A 21899-nucleotide genomic window follows, 5' to 3' on the forward strand; every position below is an offset into this window, starting at 1 on the left:
TACCTAGTTAAGTGTTGGTTGTCACCGTCCAAATTCTTCCATAGTTTTTAGGAATATTTAACCAATATTCCGAATAGCTGGGAACGCCGATTAAATTATTCTCACCGTGAAGTTCTTCTTGATAATCGCCAGCAATGGGAAACCAGAAGGGTACACTCTGATCGCTGTCACCAAAGTTAAGCGCGACTAAGCTAAATTGGTTAGCGTGTTGGCGAGAGAATAGCAAGACATTTTTTGAGTGATAGCGGTCATGATTGTTGTAAAAAAAATGACTGCCTTCTGTAAACTGCGAGCGCAGTTTACGCAGTTTAATCAGCTTCCGTACTAAGGTAATAACACTGTTACCAATGGCATCGTAAAAATAATCCCATCGCACAGGTCGAAGCAACATCACGCGCCCAAAACCTTGTTCTGGGAGATAATAGTTTTCACCAAACTCTTGACCTTGCCACAGCATGGGAATACCTTTGGCAGTGAAAATACTAATCAGGTAAGGCTGAACTTTATACCACAAATTGCGATTACCTTCTTGTAATAAATCATTATCACGTGCGATCGCCCCAAAGTTACAGACAAAACGTGAGTGGTCATGATTCTCTATATATTGCAGCGCCGTTTTGGCAATTTTGTCATCTTTGTTTGTAATCTCTGTTGGATAGCCATCTAAACCCAACTTAAAGCCAAGGTTAGCTAAATCTCCTCGATTTCCATACGCTACACTTTTAGCTGCACCCAAAGTTTCATTTTGCCAAGTGGAGTTGGTATAAGTTTGTTCAAGAATTTCCTTTGGTCCTTCTAATTGTTCAGCACATTGAATCAAATTGATAGTGTCATTATTAAAAAATCTCTGCCAATACTCGCCAGCTTCTTTCTTTTCTTTAACTGTTTTGTAAGTGTTAAAAACTAAGTTGGCGTAACCAACTCCCGTAGAACCATCCCAATAATTGGGTACGCAGTCATAGCGAAAACCATCGACGTGATAAACATCTAACCAGTGGTAGTTAACTGTATAGAAAAAATCTTGGGTAAACTTGCGATTATAATCTGTACTTTCACCAAAATAATCTTTAGCAAATGTTCCCATAAAAGGGTTATCACGATACCCTAGCTTTTTGTAAACATAAGAGTAGGGAAAATCATCACCTGTGTGACCATAAACAGCATCTACAATTACAGCAATGTTATGTTGATGTGCAGCATCAATCAACTTTTGTAAATCTCTCCTTTTACCAAATCGCTCATCTACTCCAAAGTAGCCTAGCGGTAAAAAGCCCCAATCTACTGTTAAAGCCACATTGGAAAGCGGCATAATTTCTAGACAGTTAATTCCCAAATCTGCTAGATAGCTAAGTTTTTCAATTGTTCCGTCAATATTTCCGCCGAATTCATCAATCATCAATTCGTACAGAACAATATCTTTTAAATTTGGAGTTTTCCAGGTTTTTTCTAGCTGGCTCCATTCGTATGGTTGATAACCTAGTGTAAAAGCGGATAATTTGCCTGTACCAAATTCTCTGGCGAACGGGTCAATAATCCAATCAATTTCTCCTTTATTAGGATTTTGTAAAAAATAACGATAAACATATCTACCTGGTTCTCCCCATGCAGATTTAGGGATAGGCTTTGCTTGAGTATTGATATTTATCCGAGTTGACCAATAATCACCATACTCTGAATCGATAGAATGCTCTAATTCAAATTGTAGGGGTTGAATGTCTTGTAAGAATTGGTCTTTTTCGTGGATTACTTTAACCCACAGCCGATTACCATCATTTTGAGAAACCCAAGGAAGAAATATTCCAAAATCAACAATACCATTGGCTTCTCTAGCCCCTAGTTTGTCCAAAGGTAGTAGTTTCATACGGTCATCCTTGATTAATTGAATTTTTTACTAGTTTTATTGATGATGTCATGGGAACAGCATCTTTAACCAGGCTAAATTTGCTCTGCTGAAAAAATTAAATCAGTGAGCAGTTGTTCACTGTTTACTGAAGTAGCGCCTGCTGTAGATTTATCGCAGCTTGATTAAGGATTTATGCAAATTCCAATAAAGTTGACATTTCTTCACTTCATTTCCTAGACTTCTTGCCAAAATGTGAATAAGCGAAAAATGAACACAGATGAACACCGATGAATTATCTGTGTTCATCTGTGTTCATCTGTGGTTTAATTTATAAAAAATTGACTTTTACCAGAGAATTTGCGATCGCTCTTGCACAACTCGCTCAAAAACACTCTCTGTTTGCTTAGCTAATTTCGTCCAGCTAAAGCGGCGCTCTAAATCCTCATAAGCATTATCAATTAGCCATTGTCGATAACCCGGATTCTTTAACACCTCCAAAATTCCCCAAGCTAGGGAATCGGGATTGTTTACCCAGGTAACAACACCCGTTTTGGTATGCTGCACTACTTCAGGAAAACCACCAGTATCAGAAACTACCACAGGTACACGAGAAGCAAAGCTTTCTAAAGCTACAATCCCAAAGGGTTCATAAAGACTAGGAAATACAGCACAGTCAGCAATAGTTTGAAATTTATCTAAGTATTCATCTGAGAGAAAACCTGTAAAATAACAATGATGCCAAATTCCTAAATCCCAGGCTTGGCGTTTGAGATGGTCGGTATTGCCACCACCAACAATCACAAATTTAACGTTACCTCCCATTTGTCTAAGTATCTTAGGAGCCGCATTTAGTAATACAGGTACACCCTTTTCGTATGTCATGCGACCGAGGTAGTAAACGATTTTTTCATCATCTGTGGCAAATTGGCGGCGAAAATCCAGAGCATGAAAATCTTCGTGGTGCTTTTTCTTTTCTGGTCGAATACCGTTATAAATGACATCAACTTTATCCCAAGGACTATGTAGCGCTCGTCCTACTTCTTGTCGCATATAGTCACTACAAACGATGATTCGCCAAGCGTTGTAAGCCAGTAAATTTTCTTTGCCACTAATATAATGTTGAGTGTCCGTATGAATACCGTTATAGCGACCGTATTCAGTAGCGTGGATTGTGGCAATTAGGGGTATTTTAAAATTATGCTTGAGAGCGATCGCAGCATCTCCCACTAACCAATCATGAGCATGAATTAAATCAAAGGTTCCTTCTTCTAGGATCAGCTTACCACCATGATCTCCCATGCTCTGGTTCAGGTTTACTACCCAGTGGAAAAAGTCGTTACTATAAGGCACTGGTACTCGATGTACGTGTACTCCCTCAACCACCTCATACATTGATGCGTGGCCAAACTCTGCCGTAATCAGGTGAATTTCATGTCCTAGTTTTACCAATTCCGGGTATAACTCTGCTACATGACGCGCAATTCCCCCAACTATCCTTGGTGGAAACTCCCAACTCAGTACTAGTATTTTCATTGACTAGACTCCCCGATGCTTTACAAATATCTAAAAAACTACATTTATCTAAAAATACAAGTCTGGCAATTACTGTGAGTATATTTACTAAAATGTTTAAATCTTTTAACAGTTTTTTGATAAAGCTGATCAAAGGTTATCAAGACTACCCAAATCAGCAAAGACCTCATGAAACATCTCAACTATAAATTCATCTTTCATTCACCTAAATAAAAAATACAGCCTCAAAAAGACGGCTGTTAACTCAGAAATTCAGAACTTACGCACTCAGATCCCCCAACCCCCTTAGAAAGGGGGCTTTACACGTTCCCCCCTTTTTAAGAGGAGCCAGCGCGGTCTTGGGGTCTCCCCAAGTGGAGCGACTGGCGTGGGTTAGGGGGGATCAGGGTTTCAGACTTCATGTGCGTAAGTCCTAAAATTTTGTCATACTCAATGAAATAAAGGGGAATCGGAAAGTTTACCCTTCTAAGATTCCCCATAACTTGGCAGTGGGCAATGCCCCCATGCAAATTAATCTTGATCCAAGCGCAGTACTGCCATAAAAGCTTCCTGGGGTACATCCACCGTTCCTACAGATTTCATCCGCTTTTTACCTTTTGCTTGCTTCTGCAACAGTTTCTTCTTGCGGCTAATATCACCACCATAACATTTGGCAAGCACGTCTTTTCGCAAAGCGGGGATGTGTTCGCTGGCAATAACTTTACTCCCAATTGATGCCTGAATTGGTACTTTAAATTGGTGGCGGGGAATCAACTCTTTGAGTTTTTCAGCCATTGACCGCCCGACGTTGTAAGCTTTATCCCGGTGGACAATCATCGCCAACGAATCCACCGGATCACCGTTGATCATGATATCCAACTTCACCAAAGGATTTTCCCGGTAGCCGATGAGGTGATATTCCATGCTAGCGTAACCGCGCGATCGCGATTTCATCTGGTCAAAAAAGTCTGTCACCACTTCCGCCAAAGGAAGCTCGTAAGTGAGTGTAGTTCGTCCTTTGGTGAGATATTTCATATCTTTGAAAATGCCACGTCGGTTTTGTGACAACTCCATCAAGGTACCCACGTAGGTTTCCGGCGTAATCATTTCTACTTGGACGTAGGGTTCTTCAATTTTTTCGCGATCGTTAGGAGAAGGCAAGTGGCTGGGATTATCAATGTACAGTTCCTCACCCTTCAAGGTTGTTACTTTATAAACCACCGATGGGGCTGTAATGATCAAATCTAAGTCATATTCTCGCTCCAAGCGTTCTTGGACAATTTCCATGTGCAGCAGGCCCAAGAACCCGCAACGGAAGCCAAATCCCATAGCGCTGGAAGTTTCTGGTTCGTAGTGTAGCGCCGCATCGTTGAGACTGAGCTTTTCTAAAGCTTCCCGCAAATCTTCAAATTGATCAGCATCGATAGGGAACATTCCACAGAAAACCATTGGGTTGGCTTCTGTGTAACCAGGTAAAGGTTCCGTTGCTTTGGCTTTAGCTAGGGTGATAGTATCTCCCACCCGTGCATCAGCTACAGCTTTAATTGCCGCTCCCAAATAGCCTACTTCCCCAGCATGCAGTTCTTCAACTTGCTTTTGGGTAGGCGAGAGAACGCCTAACTCGTCAATTTCGTATTCTTTACCAGATACCATCAAATGGACGCGATCGCCCTTTCTCAGAGTGCCATCCATCACCCGGAAATACACAATTACTCCCCGGTAGCTGTCATAGTAGCTATCAAAAATTAACGCCCGCAAACGTTCATTTACCGTGTTGGCTGGTGGCGGTACCCGCTCGACAATTGCTTCTAAAATATCATCAATACCAATTCCTTCTTTGGCAGAGGCAAGAATCGCACCGCTGCAATCTAAACCGATAATTTCTTCGATTTCACTAATTACTCGCTCTGGTTCTGCTCCAGGTAAGTCGATTTTATTCAAAACCGGGATAATTTCCAGATTATGCTCAAGTGCTAAATACACATTCGCCAAAGTTTGCGCCTCCACACCTTGGGAAGCATCTACTACCAACAGCGCTCCTTCGCAAGCGGCGAGAGAACGCGACACCTCATAAGAAAAGTCTACGTGTCCTGGAGTATCAATCAAGTTCAGCACATATTGCTGACCATCTTTTGCTGTGTAGTTCATCCGGGCAGCTTGCAGCTTAATTGTAATGCCGCGCTCCCGTTCCAAATCCATATTGTCGAGAAACTGTTCCTTCATCTGCCGTTCGTCAACAGTGCCAGTAGCTTGCAGCAAGCGATCGGCGAGGGTTGATTTCCCGTGGTCGATGTGAGCAATAATACAAAAATTGCGAATGCGAACTGCGGGAACGTCAGTCATATACTATCTTTGCTTTAGCAGCAACCAAGGTTAAAAAAGCAATTTACTTCATGTATTTTAATGCTTTCTTAGCCAAGACGCTGCTAGCTTTTAGTGCTGAGTCCTGAGTCCTGAGTCCTGAGTCCTGAGTCCTGAGTCCTGAGTCCTGAGTCCTGAGTCATTGGTCAATTGTAATTTTTCTTCCCCCGCTCCCCCTGCCCTCTGCCCTCCCCTTCACCCCATCTTTATCTTTAGATATAAATAGGGGGACTTTTAAGAATATTATGAAAGTCTATTTATGGCTGCTAGTATTCATCAGCCAGGAGCGTACAATAAATATAAATAAGTACATGTAGGGATCATGTAGGGACTATAGGCAATTGCAACCTGTAATTGCTTGGAACTACTGATTTTCTCACAAGTTTTCTAGAGAGCTATTGTCTAGCGAGTTATATGAAAATTGCCACTGAAAAACTGGAAGCTGTTACTTTAGTGCTATTTTGGGGAACTATGTAACCGTACCCTTTAAAGTTGCTCAGTGAACTAACCCAAATTGCGAATATAACTGCTTTACAAAGCTTTGGACAAAACAGATTCAGAGTATATAAAGCCCATGAATATGCAAGAAAAAGCTACCGAAGCGGGAAGACAAATCGATAAGGTAGAAATTGCTGTCCGCCTGGACTCCGAGTTACTAGAGCAAATTCAGCATCTCACCAACGACCCCAGTAAAGTAATTGAGGTGGCGATCCGTCAGTGGTTACGAGGTGAAATACCCAGAGATGATGAACTAACACGCACCCCTGTACGTACCCCTATTCCGCCTCGGGGTGAATGGAACGATTGACACATAAATTCATCTGTCAGTAAAAGATAAAGAAAAAGTAAAATTTGTCAATTTAGATTCCAAAACGCCAAGAAATACCCAATCAAAAATACAAAAGCTGTAAAATTTTATGCCAAAATTTAAACAGCTTTAGTAATACTACGGTAGGATGCCGTTTGACTATCCAACTCGATTAATGACTATTACTGCCAAATCCCAATTGCCTAATTTGTTTTCCCCCAATCTGGAATCTATCACCAGTAAGATTGATGGCTCATTACCAACTTTGGGAGCCGAGTTGGTGTATGTGCAAGATGGGGCAGGGCGCTATCTGACCTTTTATTGGCAGCAAAGCGAACTCCTGGGATTAAATCCTGACAAAATAGTTGACGAGCTAAACGAGAGTGAAACCTTTGCCCCTGTGGATAAGGTTAATTATTTGGAAAGGTTGCACCGAATTTTGACAAATTTAGTGCCAGAAAGGTTTCAGTGTTGGTTTAGCTACCGCCAAGAGTTGTTTGAGTTGGAGTTGGCAATTAGTCCTATTATGCCGAGATTGGGAGCCGCTGCCACTACAGTTTTAGTGATGGGACGATTACTACAAACTAAAGCCAACAAAAAAGAGCTAAAAGTGGTATCCAAAACGCCCACACAGCTAAAGTTGACTTTACGTTCACAGCAACACCGGAAACAGGTAAATCAAATTACCAAGAATATCCGGGGGACATTGGATTTAGACATTATTTGGCAGCAAACAGTTGACAGTCTGGGTAAAGCGCTGCGGCTAGAGCGCTGCATTATCTGCCCCTACCACTCTTCTAGCTCAAAAGTACAGGTGGTTGCAGAGTATCACCAGTCAGATCTCAAATCAATACTTGGCTCAGAAATAGATTTAGCTTGTGAGCCTGCCTTTGCTCAGGCATTGACCACCTTAGAACCAATAGTGATGGAGGTGTCTGGATATACTGAGTTTCAGCAACAAAAAATTTTGGTAGTTGCTACTTGTTATCAAGACCAAGCGAATGGATTTGTGGCTCTGAATCTGCCAGATGAATGCTACCCGTTGACAGAATCGGAACTGGAACTAGCAAAAGAAGCAGCAGATCAACTGGGAACAGCGATCGCTCATGCTACTTTATATAAAGAATTAGAAGCAGCACGTCAAAAAGCCGAAGAAGCCTCCCGCCTCAAAAGTGAGTTTCTGGCTAATGTATCGCATGAAATTCGCACCCCTCTCAACGGCATGATTGGATTCTTAAAGCTGATTTTAGAGGGGATGGCAGACGACCCAGAAGAACAAAATCAGTTTTTAGCAGAAGCTCATCAATTATCGATACACCTGCTAAATATCATCAACGACATTTTAGATATTGCCAAAATTGAAGCAGGTAAAATGGAGCTAGCTTGTGCTCCAGTCAAACTGAATGAGCTATTCAGTGATGTCGAAAATTTTATGCGTCCCCAAGCAGAAATGAGAAACCTCAGCTTCGGGATGCAAATGCCTGCTACCTCCGATGAAATTATCGTCCAGAGCAACTACCAACGTTTGCTCCAAGTTATGCTCAATCTAGTGGGTAATGCCATCAAATTTACCCATGAAGGTGGCGTCACTGTTGGCGCCGATTTAGTACTCAAAAAGGCGAAACTTCAAGATCAGCAATTCCCCGGTATGGTAAGAGTGCGCGTGGCAGACACGGGCATTGGTGTTTCCCTAGATCAGCAAGATAAACTGTTTCAATTGTTCTCTCAAGTAGATGGCTCCCGCACTCGTCAATATGGCGGTACTGGTTTAGGACTAGCAATATCCCAGAAGCTAGTAGAGGCTATGGGTGGTGAAGTACATTTTTACAGCTTGGGCGAAGGACTTGGCTCAACAGTCACATTTACAGTGCCTTTGTATCAACAACCAGTGATTGTTTCATCTAGTGATAGCGACTCAGATTGTATGTGTTAGAGTTTTGAGCAAAAAAGTCAAATAAGTAGGTAAGTATAATTAAATATAAAATAAAATTCTAGTTCGTAGTGAGCGATTCATTGCTCAAAACAAGGATTATCAGGACTAAAGTCCTCATTACAAACTTTAATTCATTTACGCCTAGCTAGCGTTTAAAATTCCTTCTCGCTTTATTTGAACTAAGTAGGTATTTCATCTATAGGTAAATTATTCGGGTCAATACCTTGAGATTGTAAATAGGCAATTAGCCGTTCTTTTTGCTGACGTTCTTGTTCAGCACGTTGGCGTTCTTGTTCAGCACGTTGGCGTTCTTGTTCAGCACGTTGGCGTTCTTGTTCAGCACGTTGGCGTTCTTGTTCAATCTGTTCTACTGCCCACGGTAACAAATTACCTACTTCATCCCACCATCGCAACCAGTAACCTGTTCGGGTTTCTTTTGTTCCTTGCCAAGTTCCCAAAAATAAACCCATCGAAGCAATCCAATGACGACCATTTTCATCGGGTTGCTTGAGTTCGTAGCGTCCATTTTCGAGTTGATAAAATTCTAGTAAACCACCATTTGGCTCAAAAATTACGTAAATGGGAACCTGCAAAATTTGCTCGTAGAAAAACCATTTTCCCGGTGGATAAGTTCGCTTTACCGAATATTCTCCACCCTCGGTGTCAGATAGAAATTCCATCACAACCGCCGGGATATCTCCTTCTAAGTTGGGTGTGTAGCTTTTGCGGTCAGCTAAAACCTGATTAACACGAGGAACATAAACCCAGTCGGGAGCTTTAGCAATAAACTGTCCGTTAAGTGTTGCACAGAGACCAAAATTTGAGGCTATCAACATCTGGGGTTGGATGAAACCACTGATTTCTAAGCTTTCACGCAAAGCACCAGCCAAGATTGGCTGACCTGTATTTTCCACTGGTTCATCCTCTAACTGAAAATCATCGGGCAATGCTTCCCAAGAGATTACCAGCTTGGTTGAGGATTTGGCCTCACTAACCTGGGTTGCCATAAATACTGCCTTTTATTGATTTGTTTTTATTTTATCGCTCTCGGTACGGCGTTTAGCTCACGCGAAAGAGAAGTTTGTAGCTTGCTTCCCGTAAGGTGTGGCGGCTAGCCTACGATAACGCTTAAGAACCTCCATAGACGCACGGTAGACGCGGAGCGGCTGTCGGAAACATCAAAACTCTCTTATGGTCGGCGCAGCGTCCCGTAAGGAAGGGTTATGGTGAGTGCAAAAAAGCACGCACTTATTATTTTGTGTCCTAGCGCGATCGTCAAAACATAGTTTGGCTTAACAATCACACTCATCTGATTACATATATTAGTTAGTCCAATAATAAAGAAGCAATTAATTACATCTATCAGACTTTGAACTTTACACTCCAGACTTTGAACTAAACTGATAAAAGTGAAGTCAAAGTGGTTATATGACAGATCCAATAACAGCAAGCGCTTTGTTCCAAACCGCTTACGAAAGTCGTTACACTTGGGACAAAAACTTTCCTGGTTATAGTGCAGATGTGCAACTAGTGCAGGGTTCAGAAGTTTATACAGGTACTATTGGCGTTAACCGCGACCTGAGCGTAGAAGTTATCGGTATTGCAGATGAACAAGTACAAGAAGGCATCTATACCCAATTACGAGATATAGTTACTCATCGCCAATACTCCAGTTTTGAGCAGTCTCATGGCCAGCATGAGTTTACCTTGGGTGAAACAGATGAAACTGGTGCGGTGCAAGTTCTGGTCAAGGGCGACTCGATGGGTTCTAATTATAAAATTCGCGGCAAGGAAATTTGCCAAGTCAGTCGGGTTATGGGTCGCATGGCTTTTGTAATTAATACTCACGAAAGCTTCGATACTGGTTCTGGCTACATTGCGAGTCGCTACGATGCAGTTTTCCGCAACTCGAAAACTAATGAAGTCAGCAGCATCCTGAAATTTGAAGACACCTATGAAAAATTTGGCGATTATTATTTAATGACCAAACAGGTTGTGCAAGAGTGTGAAGATGGCGTTAGCGTTGACGGAGCCTCTGATATAGAAGCAGAAACGTCAGTAGCATCAGGGTCAGTTGCTCGCATGACAACTGAGTTCAGCTACTCCAATATCAAGCTGCTAAAACCAGTAGTTGTTTAGTTATTTAGTCATCAACACATGACTCTTTTGTCTCAGTACACTGGACAAAGCGCAATCTAGGGACAATTAGATCTAGGATCGACTTAACAAAGCTGGAAAACAAAATTTTGGATAATGGTTTTGTAGTAGACTTCAGCACTACTACAAATTAATTCCCGATCGCCATCGTTTACTTAGCAGGTCTAAAACTATGGAACTAACAATTGACAACGTCGAAACAGTCTTAGATGAAATGCGCCCTTATCTCATGTCTGATGGTGGCAATGTGGAACTCGTAGAACTTGACGGTCCTGTGGTCAAACTACGATTGCAAGGTGCCTGTGGTTCTTGCCCTAGCTCCGCAATGACCCTAAGAATGGGCATTGAGCGCCGCCTGAAGGAATTGATTCCCGAAATTGCAGAAATCGAGCAAGTAATTTAGGGACTGGGGAGTGTGGGGAGGAGTAGAAGGGCAGAGGAGCAGGAAGGCGGAGGGGCAGAGGAGCAGTGGAGCAAAGGAGTAAGAGAATAATTCTTTCCCTTTTCCCTTTTCCCTTTTCCCTTTTCCCTTTTTCCCATACCTAATTCCCCATGCCCAATTCCTCATGTCCAATTCCCCATGCCTTAACCCCAATCACTATCTATGTCCCATCCCTTACACGTCGCTTTTATTTGGCATCAACATCAGCCGTTGTACAAATCTCCTGGCAGCGGCGTTTCGCTATCTCCTAGTCAGCAGTACCGCCTGCCTTGGGTACGGTTGCATGGTACTAAGGATTATCTAGATTTGGTATTACTCTTAGAGCGGTATCCGAAGTTACACCAAACAGTCAATCTAGTACCCTCGCTGATATTGCAACTTGAAGATTATATTGCTGGCACTGCTTTTGACCCTTACCTCACAGCCAGCCTGACACCAACTGAGCAACTAACTCAGCAACAGCGGGAATTCATTATCGAACACTTTTTTGATGCCAATCACCACACCCTGATTGACCCTCATCCCCGCTATGCCCAGTTGTACGAGCAAAGGCAGGAAAAGGGGCCAGCTTGGTGTTTGGCAAATTGGGAATTGCCAGATTATAGTGATTTGCTAGCTTGGCACAATTTGGCATGGATCGATCCGTTATTTTGGGATGACCCGGAAATTGCGGCTTGGTTAAAGCAGGGTCGAAATTTTACTTTAAGCGATCGCCAGCGCATCTATTCCAAACAACGCGAAATTCTCAGTCGCATCATCCCCCAACACCGGAAAATGCAGGAAGCGGGGCAATTGGAAGTTACGACTACGCCCTACACTCACCCGATTTTGCCCTTACTCGCTGATACAAACTCCGGTCGGGTAGCAGTGCCAAATATGACTCTACCTGAGTATCGGTTTCAGTGGGCAGAAGATATCCCCCGCCACTTACAGAAAGCTTGGAACCTATATAAAGACCGTTTTGGACAAATACCTCGTGGCTTGTGGCCTTCAGAACAGTCAGTAAGCCCGGAGATACTTCCATATATTATTAATCAAGGATTTAAGTGGATTTGCTCAGATGAAGCTGTTTTGGGATGGACACTGAAACACTTTTTCCACCGGGATGGGGCGGGGAACGTGGAGCAACCAGAATTGCTATACCAACCATACCGCCTGCAAACCCCAGCAGGTGATTTGGCGATTGTGTTTCGTGACCATAGATTATCGGATTTGATTGGCTTTACTTACAGCGCCATGCCCGCAAAACAGGCAGCAGCGGACTTGGTGGGACACCTACAAGCGATCGCTAGAATGCAAAGAGACAGCCAAAGCGAACAACCTTGGTTAGTTACCATCGCTTTAGATGGAGAAAATTGCTGGGAATTTTATCCCCAAGATGGCAAACCTTTCCTAGAAGCTTTATATCAAACATTAAGCAACGAACCCCACCTCAAACTCGTTACTGTCTCCGAATTTCTCGAACAATTTCCCGCCACAGCAACCATCCCCGGTGAACAACTACATAGCGGTTCTTGGGTAGATGGCAGCTTTACTACTTGGATAGGCGACCCCGCCAAAAATCGGGCTTGGGACTATCTGACACAAGCCAGAAACCTGTTAGCGAATCATCCCGAAGCCACAGAAGACAATAACCCCGAAGCGTGGGAAGCTTTATATGCCGCAGAGGGTTCCGACTGGTTCTGGTGGTTTGGTGAAGGACATTCATCAAATCAGGATGCCATCTTTGACCAATTGTTTCGAGAACACTTGTTTGGCATTTACAAGGCGTTAAATGAACCCATACCTTCACATATTCGCCAACCAGTAGAGGTACACCAAGCACGCGCAGACCACCGCCCAGAAGGGTTTATTCACCCCGTCATCGATGGCAAAGGTGATGAACAGGACTGGGACAAAGCTGGACGCATAGAAATAGGCGGGGCGCGGGGGACAATGCACAACAGCAGTGTCATCCAGCGACTTTGGTATGGCGTGGATCACCTAAATTTCTATTTGCGGTTGGACTTTAAAAGTGGCGTTGCGCCAGGGGGAGATTTGCCAGCAGAATTAAATTTGCTGTGGTTCTATCCCGACAAGACAATGGTCAACAGCCCGGTTCCTTTGGCAGACGTGCCGGATGCAGCTCCACTTAATTACCTTTTCCACCATCTTCTAGAAATTAATTTGCTGACGCAATCAATTCAGTTTCGGGAAGCTGGAGAAAATCATCAATGGCATCCCCGTGCTAGTCGTGCTCAAGTAGCTTTAAATAATTGTTTAGAGTTAGCAGTACCGTGGGCAGATTTGCAAGTTCCGCCAGATTATCCTCTACGCCTGATTTTGGTGCTGGCGGATGAGGGGCGTTTTTGCAATTATTTGCCAGAAAATGCTTTGATTCCGATTGAAGTGCCTTAAAACTGAGATATTACACCAGTCTCCACAACTGCCTAGGAATGAATTCCTAGGCTAATAGCTAAAGTCTTCTAAAGAATACTGAGTCAGCATTTGAGTCTACAAAGTTTGGAGTTGGGCTATTGCGCGGAAATTTATTTCCGGGTGGGATAGTTGCCTCATTGAGAATAGTGTAATACCAAGCTTATAGGGTGAGCATTGTAATCATTGGTGTCAACTTAACGTAAAAGCCTAGTCTGATAAGCATTTCAAAGTTTTTCGATGTACAACCTAGACTTGAGATCCCCCCTAACCCACGCCAGTCGCTCCACTTGGGGAGACCCCATCGCATGATTGCGTCTCCCCTTGGGAGAAGACCGCGCTGGCTCCCCTTTTTAAGGGGGGAATTAGAATCGAATGCCCCCTTTTAAAGGGGGTTGGGGGATCTGAAACTACTGGAAATTGAATGTTTGAGCTGAAGTTGACACCAATGCATTGTAATGCCCACCCTACTGTCGTCTATTCTGACTTCATAAATTTTAGAATTCTATGTTTTAAATTTTCAATTGCAGGGTGAAAAAGGTCATGATTTAACAAAGATACAGTAATGCTACTGACACCAAAGAATATTTTTCATAAAATTAAAGACATTGTAGAGTAGCTTTTGTGTAGCTAATGAATCGCCTTTCTTCCAAAATCACGAATCCTGAATCTTCACAGCATCAACTTGGTCAAATGTGTGGTTCCAAACAGCTATTTCGCGATCGCTACGAAATACTACGAATTTTGGGTAGAGGTGGTTTTGGTATTACATATTTAGCCAAAAATGCCGTAATACCAGGGAATCCATTGTGTGTAATTAAGCAGCTTTGTGTGAAAGTGACTAGCCATCAAAGTTGGCAAAGAGCGTGCGATCGCTTTGAAAAAGAAGCAAAAACTTTGGGTCAACTCGGTAGCCATTCTCAAATTCCCCTGCTTTTAGACTACTTTGAAGACAATGGAGAGTTTTATTTAGTTCAAGAATACGTGCAAGGCTTCACTTTGGCGCAAGAAGTCCGGCGAAATGGGACAAAGAATGAAACCGCCGTTAAGCAATTTTTGCAGGAATTATTACCAGTATTGCAGTATCTTCATAAACATCGTGTAATTCATCGGGATATTAAGCCTCAGAACTTACTGCGCTGTGAGTACGACGGACGGGTAGTACTGATCGATTTTGGTGCAGTGAAAGAGGAATTAGCTGACGCCTGTGAAAACTCAATCCATAAAACTGCTTTTATTGGAACTATGGGATTTGCACCACCAGAACAGTTTTCTCTGCGTCCAGTTTATGCCAGTGATATTTATGCACTGGGTATGACTTGTCTTTATTTGTTGACGGGCAAAAGCCCTTTAGAATTTGACTATGATGCAGATACAGGTGAAATATGTTGGCAAAAAGAAGTAAATATCAGTAACGATTTTGCCCAGGTTTTGAGCAAAATGGTGAAAATTCCTTTAGATGAACGTTTTAGGACTGCTGATAATGCGATCGCAGCTTTGAACTGGGAAAGCTATTTGCCGACTTTAAATAACTGTTTAACCACACAACACCTCAAAAATCAAACTACAACAACAGAAAATCCTCAAGTATATATTCCTCCTGTGGCAAGAACTGCTAACGCTATTCGGAAATGGAGAGCAAGACTTAAAGAAACAAAATCACGTAATTAATACCTTAAGTATTAAATTAACAATTAATTAAGATAGATTCCAAACATCAAAAATAAATTTAGTAATAATTTTGACTATATTTAATAGTCAAATATGTTTGAATAATCTGGCTTGACTTAATACTTAGTAGCCCGTTACTTGCTAAAAGATAAGCAAAACTACTTGAATAAATAATTTAAAAATATTTTCAATTCAGATTATTATATAATCAAGAAAATAAATAATCTTATGGCTCTCGTAGTTTTCCGAAGCTGAGGAAGACTTGCTACTATCTACAAACGCTAACTACATTAAGTAGCTCCCAAATCCCCAGAACAGGGTTTTCTACCTACCAGTACGCGAGAGTCAATTATTTTAAGGGAAAAGCGCAAAGTCTGAGCGGTTCGCGGAGCGTCTCGTAGAGAAGCTTCCTCCCATCAGAACTTTGTAAGAGAGGGGCAAACTTAGCATAAATATTCATGCAGTCGCGCTTGTCAGATCATGATCTGCTGCTTAAATCCCGATTGCCAAAATCCCCTCAATCCCAATGGAAAGAAAATTTGCCAAACTTGTAGCACCCCGCTGGTGTCACTTTTGAGAAATCGCTTCCGTGTCATCCGAGTGCTTTCAGATGAGGGGGGATTTGGCAGAACTTATCTATCAGAAGATACAGATAAACTAAATGAACACTGCGTTATCAAACAATTAGCGCCTAAATTTCAAGGAACTTGGTCACAAAAAAAGGCAATGGAGTTGTTTGCCGAAGAAGCAAAGCGACTACAAGAACTTGGAGTCAATCCCCAAATTCCCACACTATTGGCTTACTTTGAGCAAGACGGCTGTCTGTATTTAGTGCAACAGTTTATCAATGGGCAGAATTTATTAAAGGAATTGCAGCAACGTAAAGGATATACTGCTAAGGAAGTTCAGGCAATTTTATTAGATTTATTGCCTATACTCAAATTTATCCATGATCGCGGCGTCATTCATCGAGACATCAAGCCAGAAAATATTATCCGGCGTAAAAGTGATGGGAGATTAAACCTGATTGATTTTGGCTCCTCAAAGCAATTTACAGCTAGAGTTCAGAATAAAGTTGGCACATCAATCGGCTCACATGGATATTCTCCAATTGAACAAATTAGAGATGGCAAAGCTTATCCAGCCAGTGATTTATTTGGTTTAGGAGCTACCTGCTTTCATCTGCTAACAGGAATTTCTCCCTTTCAATTGTGGATGGAAAATGGCTATGCCTGGGTAGGAAATTGGCGGCAATATTTGCGAACTCCATTGAGTACTGAGTTAGAAATTGTTCTGGAAAAGCTTTTGAAAAAAGATATCCAAGAACGCTATCAATCAGCCGATGAAGTAATTAAAGACTTGACTTACAAACAACCACTGGCACTACCACCAGCTGGTCAATTGACAAGAAAAATCCCACCAACACAAGCACCAGATTTACCAATAAAATATACCTTACTCAAAAGTTTAGTTTTAGTAAGCGCTTTCATTTTATTATTCGGATTTAGCGAAACTTGGTATCAGCAATCTCGCCGGATTTACGCCAGTTTGTCTGCTAGGTTGAATCAGCACAATCATAGACCAGACCGTGAGGGAGTTTTGGGGCAAACACCAAAAACTACTTTGAGAAATATTACCTTATCTCACACTATTAAAGGTCATGAAAACTCGGTTTCATCTGTTGCCATCAGCCCAGATGGACAGATAATTGCTAGCAGTGGCGATCGCACAATCAAACTGTGGAATTTAGCAACCGGAAAGCAAATCTCTTCACTCAACGGGAATTCCCAGCAAGTAAATATTGTAGCCTTTAGCCCAGATGGCAAAACCTTGGTTAGCAGTAGTGATGACAACACCATCAAAGTCTGGAATTTAGCAAGCGGACAACAAATCCGTAATTTGATTGGACATTCCGACTCTGTTCATGCTCTAGCAATTAGCCCAGACGGCAGAACCCTGGTTAGTGGTAGTGATGATAACAACATCAAAGTCTGGAATCTGGCAACTGGACGACAAATCCGTACTTTGCCAGGACATACATTCTGGGTGCGGTCTGTCGCCATCAGCCCAGATGGTGCAACCCTTGTCAGTGGCAGTTTTGACAAGACCATCAAACTATGGAATATGGGCAATGGAAACCCAATTCGCACACTGATGGGAAATGCTCAAACAGTGACAGCTGTAGCCATTAGCCCAGATGGTGCAACTTTTGCTAGTGGTAGTCGCGATCGCACAATCAAACTTTGGAATTTAGCAACAGGCGAGGAAATTCTAACATTAGTTGGACATCGCAACACAGTTACATCTGTAGCCATTAGCCCAGATGGCAAAATTCTTGCTAGTGGTAGTCGCGATCGCACAATCAGACTTTGGAATTTAGCAACAGGCGAGGAAATTGTCAAATTGGCGGGGCGTAGCAACACAATCACATCTGTAACCTTCAGTCCCGATGGTAAGACCCTTGTCAGCAGTAGTGAGGATAATACTATTAAGATTTGGCGATTGTCTCAGTGAGGGGGAGTGCTGCCGCAATACCTTTCGGTTAAGGGGGAAAGGGGAAAATTTACTCCTCACCCTTTAACCTAACGGAGTTCAAAGGTGGATTAATGAGTATCAAAGACTCGTTAATGGAGTTCTGAGTCTTATTTATATACAGCAGATTTCAGGTAAATGAAGTACATAAATAAAACCCGAAACCCTGTAGAGACGTTGCATTGCAACGTCTCTACAATGCATTGCAACGTCTCTACTCAGAAAATAGTCAATCGATATGTACCGCGTTCCCGTGGGTTATTTGAAGTGACAACTATATAGTAAGTGTCATCTTCAGGTAACTTAACTCTGTCAATGAGAGCGCTGTACATTCCATCTTTGTCATTATTAGCTGCGATTCTCTGACCTTGAGAATTTAGCAAAACTATATAAGGCGTAAACTCCTCATTGATACTGTCTGCACGAATGCTCACAAGCTGATTTTTTTTACCTTGAAACTGAGAAACATTGTAAGGGCTGCCATTTTGTTTGAGAGTTGAGCTTTGGGCAGTCAGTTCGCCTGCTTCGTCTAGAGCATAGCTGGCTCTATCATTCCGCAGAGCCAGACTATAGCGACCGATATCTTTGGGATTGCGACTAGTTACTGCGATCGTGTAAGTACCTTTAACAGGCAATCGAGCAAATATAAATGCATCTCTAATTGTACTGTTTGCCCCCACACTACCTCTTTTTAAGACAACTTTATTATTTGGGTCGAGCAGAAACATGAAGGGTTGTAAACTCAAGTTGCTTGTACGGCGTTGATCTTTACTACCACCAAGCCTGATTTGGAGCAGTTGGTTTTCTCTACCTTCAAACTGGTAGAAATGAAAATACCTGCCTTTAGACTGGTAATCACCTTTAGACAGGATACCAAAAGCGATATCTACAAAGTTTATCTCTTTGATAGGAAGAGTGCTAGATAAGGGAACAGGCGAAACCTCACGAGTTGGATTGCTATTTCTACCTGGGTTAGTAACTGGCTTACGACCTCCCTGTTGTAGAGGAACAGAGCCGCCTTGTGTCGGTTGGGGTATTGGTCTGGAAGGTCTTGGAGTAGAGCCGCCTTGTGTCGGTTGGGGTATTGGTCTGGAAGGTCTGGGAGTAGAGCCGCCTTGTGTCGGCTGAGGTATTGGTCTGGAAGGTCTTGGAGTAGAGCCGCCTTGTGTCGGTTGGGGTATTGGTCTGGAAGGTCTGGGAGTAGAGCCGCCTTGTGTCGGTTGGGGTATTGGTTTGGAAGGTCTGGGAGCAGAGTCGCCTTGAGTTGGCTGAGGTGTTGGTTGAGAAGGTGCGGGAGTAGAACCACCTTGAGTTGGCTGAGGCGTTGGTTGAGAAGGTCTGGGAGCAGAGTCGCCTTGTGTCGGTTGAGAAGGTACGGGAGTAGAACCGCCTTGAGTTGGCTGAGGTGTTGGTTGAGAATCTACTGGTGTGGGGGCTACATTCTCAGGTATTGGTGAATCAATAGGTTGGCTGGGTTGTGGAGATACAGACGGTTGAGAAACAGGGATTTGCTCAATTCCTTGTTGTACCGCTTCTGGTTGTCTCTCATCTGGTGTTTTGGCAAGTCGAAATTTTCCAGAATCTTCTGGGATTTTTAAAGCATTTATAGGCAGGGCGTAACTTGCAATTAACAAACTACTACTTAGAAAAAAAATTAAAGCAAAGTCAAATCTAAAACAATATCTGATGTTGCTTTTGCCTGCCATAATTTCACTCCTCCTTGTTATAAATTTAAATTATTAAGAGTGGGTAGCTCATGCACAGTAATACAAATTCAGCAGCTAAGATGCTGCTAGCCATAAATTAGAAAACAATTCCGTTTTTAATTTTAAATTGCTTAGTTACCTATAAATTGCTACCTTAATGCAAAATCATCCTGGCAACTGCATAGCAAAAATATACGTCATGAATTAACATATACACAAACTGCAAATGGATTCCCAGTATGCTTTGCTGCCTGAATCCCGATTGCTCCAATCCTCAGAATCCTGATGGCAACCAATATTGCCAAACTTGCAGTACACCATTGATACCGCTTTTGAGGGGCCATTATCGTGTCATCAAGGTGCTATCTGATGAAGGTGGATTTGGCAAAACCTATCTATCAGAAGATGTAGATAAGCTAAATGAATGGTGCGTTGTCAAGCAATTTGCACCGAAAGTTCAGGAAACCTCAGCATTAAAGAAAGCGATCGAGCTATTTAAAGAAGAAGCTCAACGACTACAACAGTTGGGAGAACATCACCAAATTCCCGCACTTTTGGCTTACTTTGAACAAGATAATTATTTGTTTTTAGTACAACAATTTATCGATGGGCAGAATTTACTACAAGAATTGCAACAATCAGTAAAATACAACGAAAGCCAAATTATAGAGCTTTTACTAGATTTACTGCCCGTCCTCAAGTTTATCCACGATCGCGGCGTAATTCACCGCGACATTAAACCACAAAACATTATCCGTCGGCAAAATGATCAGCGATTAGTGCTAATTGATTTCGGCTCTGCAAAGCAACTAAGAGCAACAATACAGACTCAATTGGGAACAACCATTGGTTCACATGGTTATACCCCACTAGAACAAATGCAGTATGGAAAGGCTCACCCAGCCAGTGATTTATTCAGTTTGGGTGCAACTTGCTTTCATCTGCTAACGGGGATTCGCCCATCCAAATTGTGGATAAAACAGGGCTATGGTTGGATTGAATCTTGGCAGCAATATTTGAGTAATTCGGATAGAAACGGGGTAGCCTCTAGTGTCAAGTTGGTTGAGATTTTAGACAAGCTGTTGGCAGCAGATATCCAAGAGCGTTATCAATCAGCAGATGAAGTCATCAAAGACTTGACGCAGCCATCGCTACCACCAGAACCCACAACTTTACTCCCAATCTCGCCGCCACCCGCAATACTGACAACTTTGCCAGCAAGCCAGAGGTTAGTTCCACTAAACTTACTCGACGACAAGCTCAAAAAACGACTACTAATAAATGCTGCCATTGTGCTAGTGGGATTAGGGGGAGTTTGGTATTTTCAGTTTCTCCCGCAGCTAATGACTGATTCTAACCCCAGTCAATCTGCATCCAATCAACCCACCGCTCTGAAAGGACATTCCAGCGATGTGAACTCTGTCGCCTTTGCTCCCGATGGTAAAACCCTTGCTAGTGGCAGTGATGACAGGACAATCAAGCTGTGGAATTTGTCAACTGGAAAAGAAATCTACAGCCTTAGAAATCACTCAGGATGGATTTGGAATATCGCCTTTGCTCCCGATGGTAAAACCCTTGCCAGTGCCAGTGCAGACAAGACAATCAAACTGTGGAATCTGTCAACTGGAAAAGAAATCCGCACCCTGGAGGGCCATTCTAACGGAGTTGCTGCTGTCGCCTTCAGTCCTGATGGTAAAACTCTTGCCAGTGGTAGCTTAGACAAAACAATTAAACTATGGAATCTGATAACTGGAAAAGAAATCCGCACATTAGAGGGACATTCCCAAGCAGCTGCTACTGTCGCCTTTAGTCCTGATGGTAAGACCCTTGCAAGTGGCAGTTGGGACAAGACAATCAAATTGTGGGATTTAGCAACCGGCAAGGTAATCCGTACTCAGAAAGGACATTCTGAATTGGTTCTTTCTGTGGCTTTTAGTCCTGATGGTAAGACTCTTGCCAGTGGGAGTAAGGACAAGACAATTAAATTGTGGAATTTGGCGACAGGAGAGACAATCCGCACGTTGAAGGGACATTCTGAGAAGGTTAATTCCGTCGCCTACAGCAAAACCCTCAATGGTGTAACTTTTGTCAGTGGCAGTAATGACAACACAATCAAATTATGGAATCCAGCGACAGGAAAGACAATCCGCACTTTGAAGCGAGATTCTGGCTACATTTATGCCGTAGCCATCAGTTCAGATGGACAAACTATTGCTAGTGGCGGTAGCGCTGATAATCTTATGAAGATTTGGCGGGTGTCTCCTTAAAAAGCTCTCTATCCTAAGATTTTTAATCGCATCTCTAACTAAAATTACTATACTTTTTACACGAAGGCGATCGCTGATACCATGATACCATTTCACCAAAAAAATGATAAAGATAGTTAAGTCAGAAATATGAGCAGAAGTTCATGGCTGGAGTTACCAAAGTAAAAATAGAAGAGTCAGCAGAGGAATTATGTGAACTGCTGAAAAAACAGAAAACAGCATTAGGAAAAGAACGTATTCAAGCATTGTATT

At 42.5% G+C, this 21899-nt stretch carries 13 protein-coding genes; 8 read left to right on the top strand and 5 right to left on the bottom strand.

The annotated features are described in order from the left end of the window. Positions 1 to 7 precede the first annotated feature (7 nt). From HCR01_RS12545 to lepA, 3 genes are all read right to left on the bottom strand, one after another. Positions 8 to 1861 (bottom strand): alpha-amylase family glycosyl hydrolase, encoded by a 1854-nt coding sequence (locus HCR01_RS12545; protein WP_193196490.1) that lies wholly within the window; start codon positions 1859 to 1861, stop codon positions 8 to 10. 327 nt (positions 1862 to 2188) lie between these two features. Then, positions 2189 to 3376, bottom strand: a complete 1188-nt coding sequence (locus HCR01_RS12550; RefSeq protein ID WP_193196491.1) for a glycosyltransferase family 4 protein — start codon at positions 3374 to 3376, stop codon at positions 2189 to 2191. 510 nt (positions 3377 to 3886) lie between these two features. Further along, the gene (gene lepA, locus HCR01_RS12555; RefSeq protein ID WP_193196492.1) at positions 3887 to 5698 is read right to left on the bottom strand and encodes a translation elongation factor 4; all 1812 of its coding nucleotides are present in this window, start codon (positions 5696 to 5698) and stop codon (positions 3887 to 3889) included. Between the two features lie 592 nt (positions 5699 to 6290). Here lepA and HCR01_RS12560 point away from each other — a divergent pair. Further along, positions 6291 to 6524 (top strand): hypothetical protein, encoded by a 234-nt coding sequence (locus HCR01_RS12560; protein ID WP_193196493.1) that lies wholly within the window; start codon positions 6291 to 6293, stop codon positions 6522 to 6524. Positions 6525 to 6699: 175 nt separating this feature from the next. Further along, positions 6700 to 8457, top strand: coding sequence for a sensor histidine kinase (locus HCR01_RS12565; RefSeq protein WP_193196494.1), 1758 nt, complete (start codon positions 6700 to 6702; stop codon positions 8455 to 8457). Between the two features lie 179 nt (positions 8458 to 8636). Here the strand turns inward: HCR01_RS12565 and HCR01_RS12570 are convergent, their stop codons facing one another. Then, on the bottom strand, positions 8637 to 9464 hold the full coding sequence (locus HCR01_RS12570) for a Uma2 family endonuclease (RefSeq protein WP_193196495.1): 828 nt from the start codon (positions 9462 to 9464) through the stop codon (positions 8637 to 8639). A gap of 421 nt (positions 9465 to 9885) precedes the next feature. Between HCR01_RS12570 and HCR01_RS12575 the strand changes: the two genes are divergently transcribed. The 5 genes from HCR01_RS12575 (at position 9886) to HCR01_RS12595 (ending at position 17656) form a co-directional block, all read left to right on the top strand. Continuing rightward, positions 9886 to 10596 carry a DUF3386 domain-containing protein gene (locus HCR01_RS12575; RefSeq protein WP_193196496.1) on the top strand — a complete coding sequence of 237 codons (711 nt, stop codon included), beginning with the start codon at positions 9886 to 9888 and terminating at the stop codon, positions 10594 to 10596. A 190-nt stretch (positions 10597 to 10786) separates the two neighbouring features. Continuing rightward, on the top strand, positions 10787 to 11017 hold the full coding sequence (locus tag HCR01_RS12580; RefSeq protein WP_193196497.1) for a NifU family protein: 231 nt from the start codon (positions 10787 to 10789) through the stop codon (positions 11015 to 11017). A 201-nt stretch (positions 11018 to 11218) separates the two neighbouring features. Beyond that, complete coding sequence (locus HCR01_RS12585; RefSeq protein ID WP_193196498.1) at positions 11219 to 13453, top strand: glycoside hydrolase; 2235 nt, start codon at positions 11219 to 11221, stop codon at positions 13451 to 13453. 651 nt (positions 13454 to 14104) lie between these two features. After that, positions 14105 to 15142: a serine/threonine-protein kinase gene (locus HCR01_RS12590; protein WP_193196499.1), complete on the top strand. Its 1038-nt coding sequence runs from the start codon at positions 14105 to 14107 to the stop codon at positions 15140 to 15142. A 480-nt stretch (positions 15143 to 15622) separates the two neighbouring features. Further along, on the top strand, positions 15623 to 17656 hold the full coding sequence (locus HCR01_RS12595; protein WP_193196500.1) for a serine/threonine-protein kinase: 2034 nt from the start codon (positions 15623 to 15625) through the stop codon (positions 17654 to 17656). A 236-nt stretch (positions 17657 to 17892) separates the two neighbouring features. On the opposite strand, the gene HCR01_RS12600 is transcribed toward HCR01_RS12595, so the two are convergent. Continuing rightward, positions 17893 to 19380, bottom strand: a complete 1488-nt coding sequence (locus HCR01_RS12600; RefSeq protein WP_193196501.1) for a PPC domain-containing protein — start codon at positions 19378 to 19380, stop codon at positions 17893 to 17895. Between the two features lie 239 nt (positions 19381 to 19619). On the opposite strand from HCR01_RS12600, the gene HCR01_RS12605 reads away from it, so the two are divergent. Then, positions 19620 to 21647 (top strand): serine/threonine-protein kinase, encoded by a 2028-nt coding sequence (locus HCR01_RS12605; protein ID WP_193196502.1) that lies wholly within the window; start codon positions 19620 to 19622, stop codon positions 21645 to 21647. The last annotated feature ends 252 nt before the right edge of the window (positions 21648 to 21899 follow it).

The organism is Nostoc sp. MG11 (assembly GCF_014904695.1).
GTDB lineage: Bacteria > Cyanobacteriota > Cyanobacteriia > Cyanobacteriales > Nostocaceae > Komarekiella.

Bases quoted from the DNA above. Each gene is read 5' to 3' on its own strand.
- HCR01_RS12545 (WP_193196490.1), bottom strand. From the start codon at position 1,861: ATGAAACTACTACCTTTGGACAAACTAGGGGCTAGAGAAGCCAATGGT.
- HCR01_RS12550 (WP_193196491.1), bottom strand. From the start codon at position 3,376: ATGAAAATACTAGTACTGAGTTGGGAGTTTCCACCAAGGATAGTTGGG.
- lepA (WP_193196492.1), bottom strand. From the start codon at position 5,698: ATGACTGACGTTCCCGCAGTTCGCATTCGCAATTTTTGTATTATTGCT.
- HCR01_RS12560 (WP_193196493.1), top strand. From the start codon at position 6,291: ATGAATATGCAAGAAAAAGCTACCGAAGCGGGAAGACAAATCGATAAG.
- HCR01_RS12565 (WP_193196494.1), top strand. From the start codon at position 6,700: ATGACTATTACTGCCAAATCCCAATTGCCTAATTTGTTTTCCCCCAAT.
- HCR01_RS12570 (WP_193196495.1), bottom strand. From the start codon at position 9,464: ATGGCAACCCAGGTTAGTGAGGCCAAATCCTCAACCAAGCTGGTAATC.
- HCR01_RS12575 (WP_193196496.1), top strand. From the start codon at position 9,886: ATGACAGATCCAATAACAGCAAGCGCTTTGTTCCAAACCGCTTACGAA.
- HCR01_RS12580 (WP_193196497.1), top strand. From the start codon at position 10,787: ATGGAACTAACAATTGACAACGTCGAAACAGTCTTAGATGAAATGCGC.
- HCR01_RS12585 (WP_193196498.1), top strand. From the start codon at position 11,219: ATGTCCCATCCCTTACACGTCGCTTTTATTTGGCATCAACATCAGCCG.
- HCR01_RS12590 (WP_193196499.1), top strand. From the start codon at position 14,105: ATGAATCGCCTTTCTTCCAAAATCACGAATCCTGAATCTTCACAGCAT.
- HCR01_RS12595 (WP_193196500.1), top strand. From the start codon at position 15,623: ATGATCTGCTGCTTAAATCCCGATTGCCAAAATCCCCTCAATCCCAAT.
- HCR01_RS12600 (WP_193196501.1), bottom strand. From the start codon at position 19,380: ATGGCAGGCAAAAGCAACATCAGATATTGTTTTAGATTTGACTTTGCT.
- HCR01_RS12605 (WP_193196502.1), top strand. From the start codon at position 19,620: ATGCTTTGCTGCCTGAATCCCGATTGCTCCAATCCTCAGAATCCTGAT.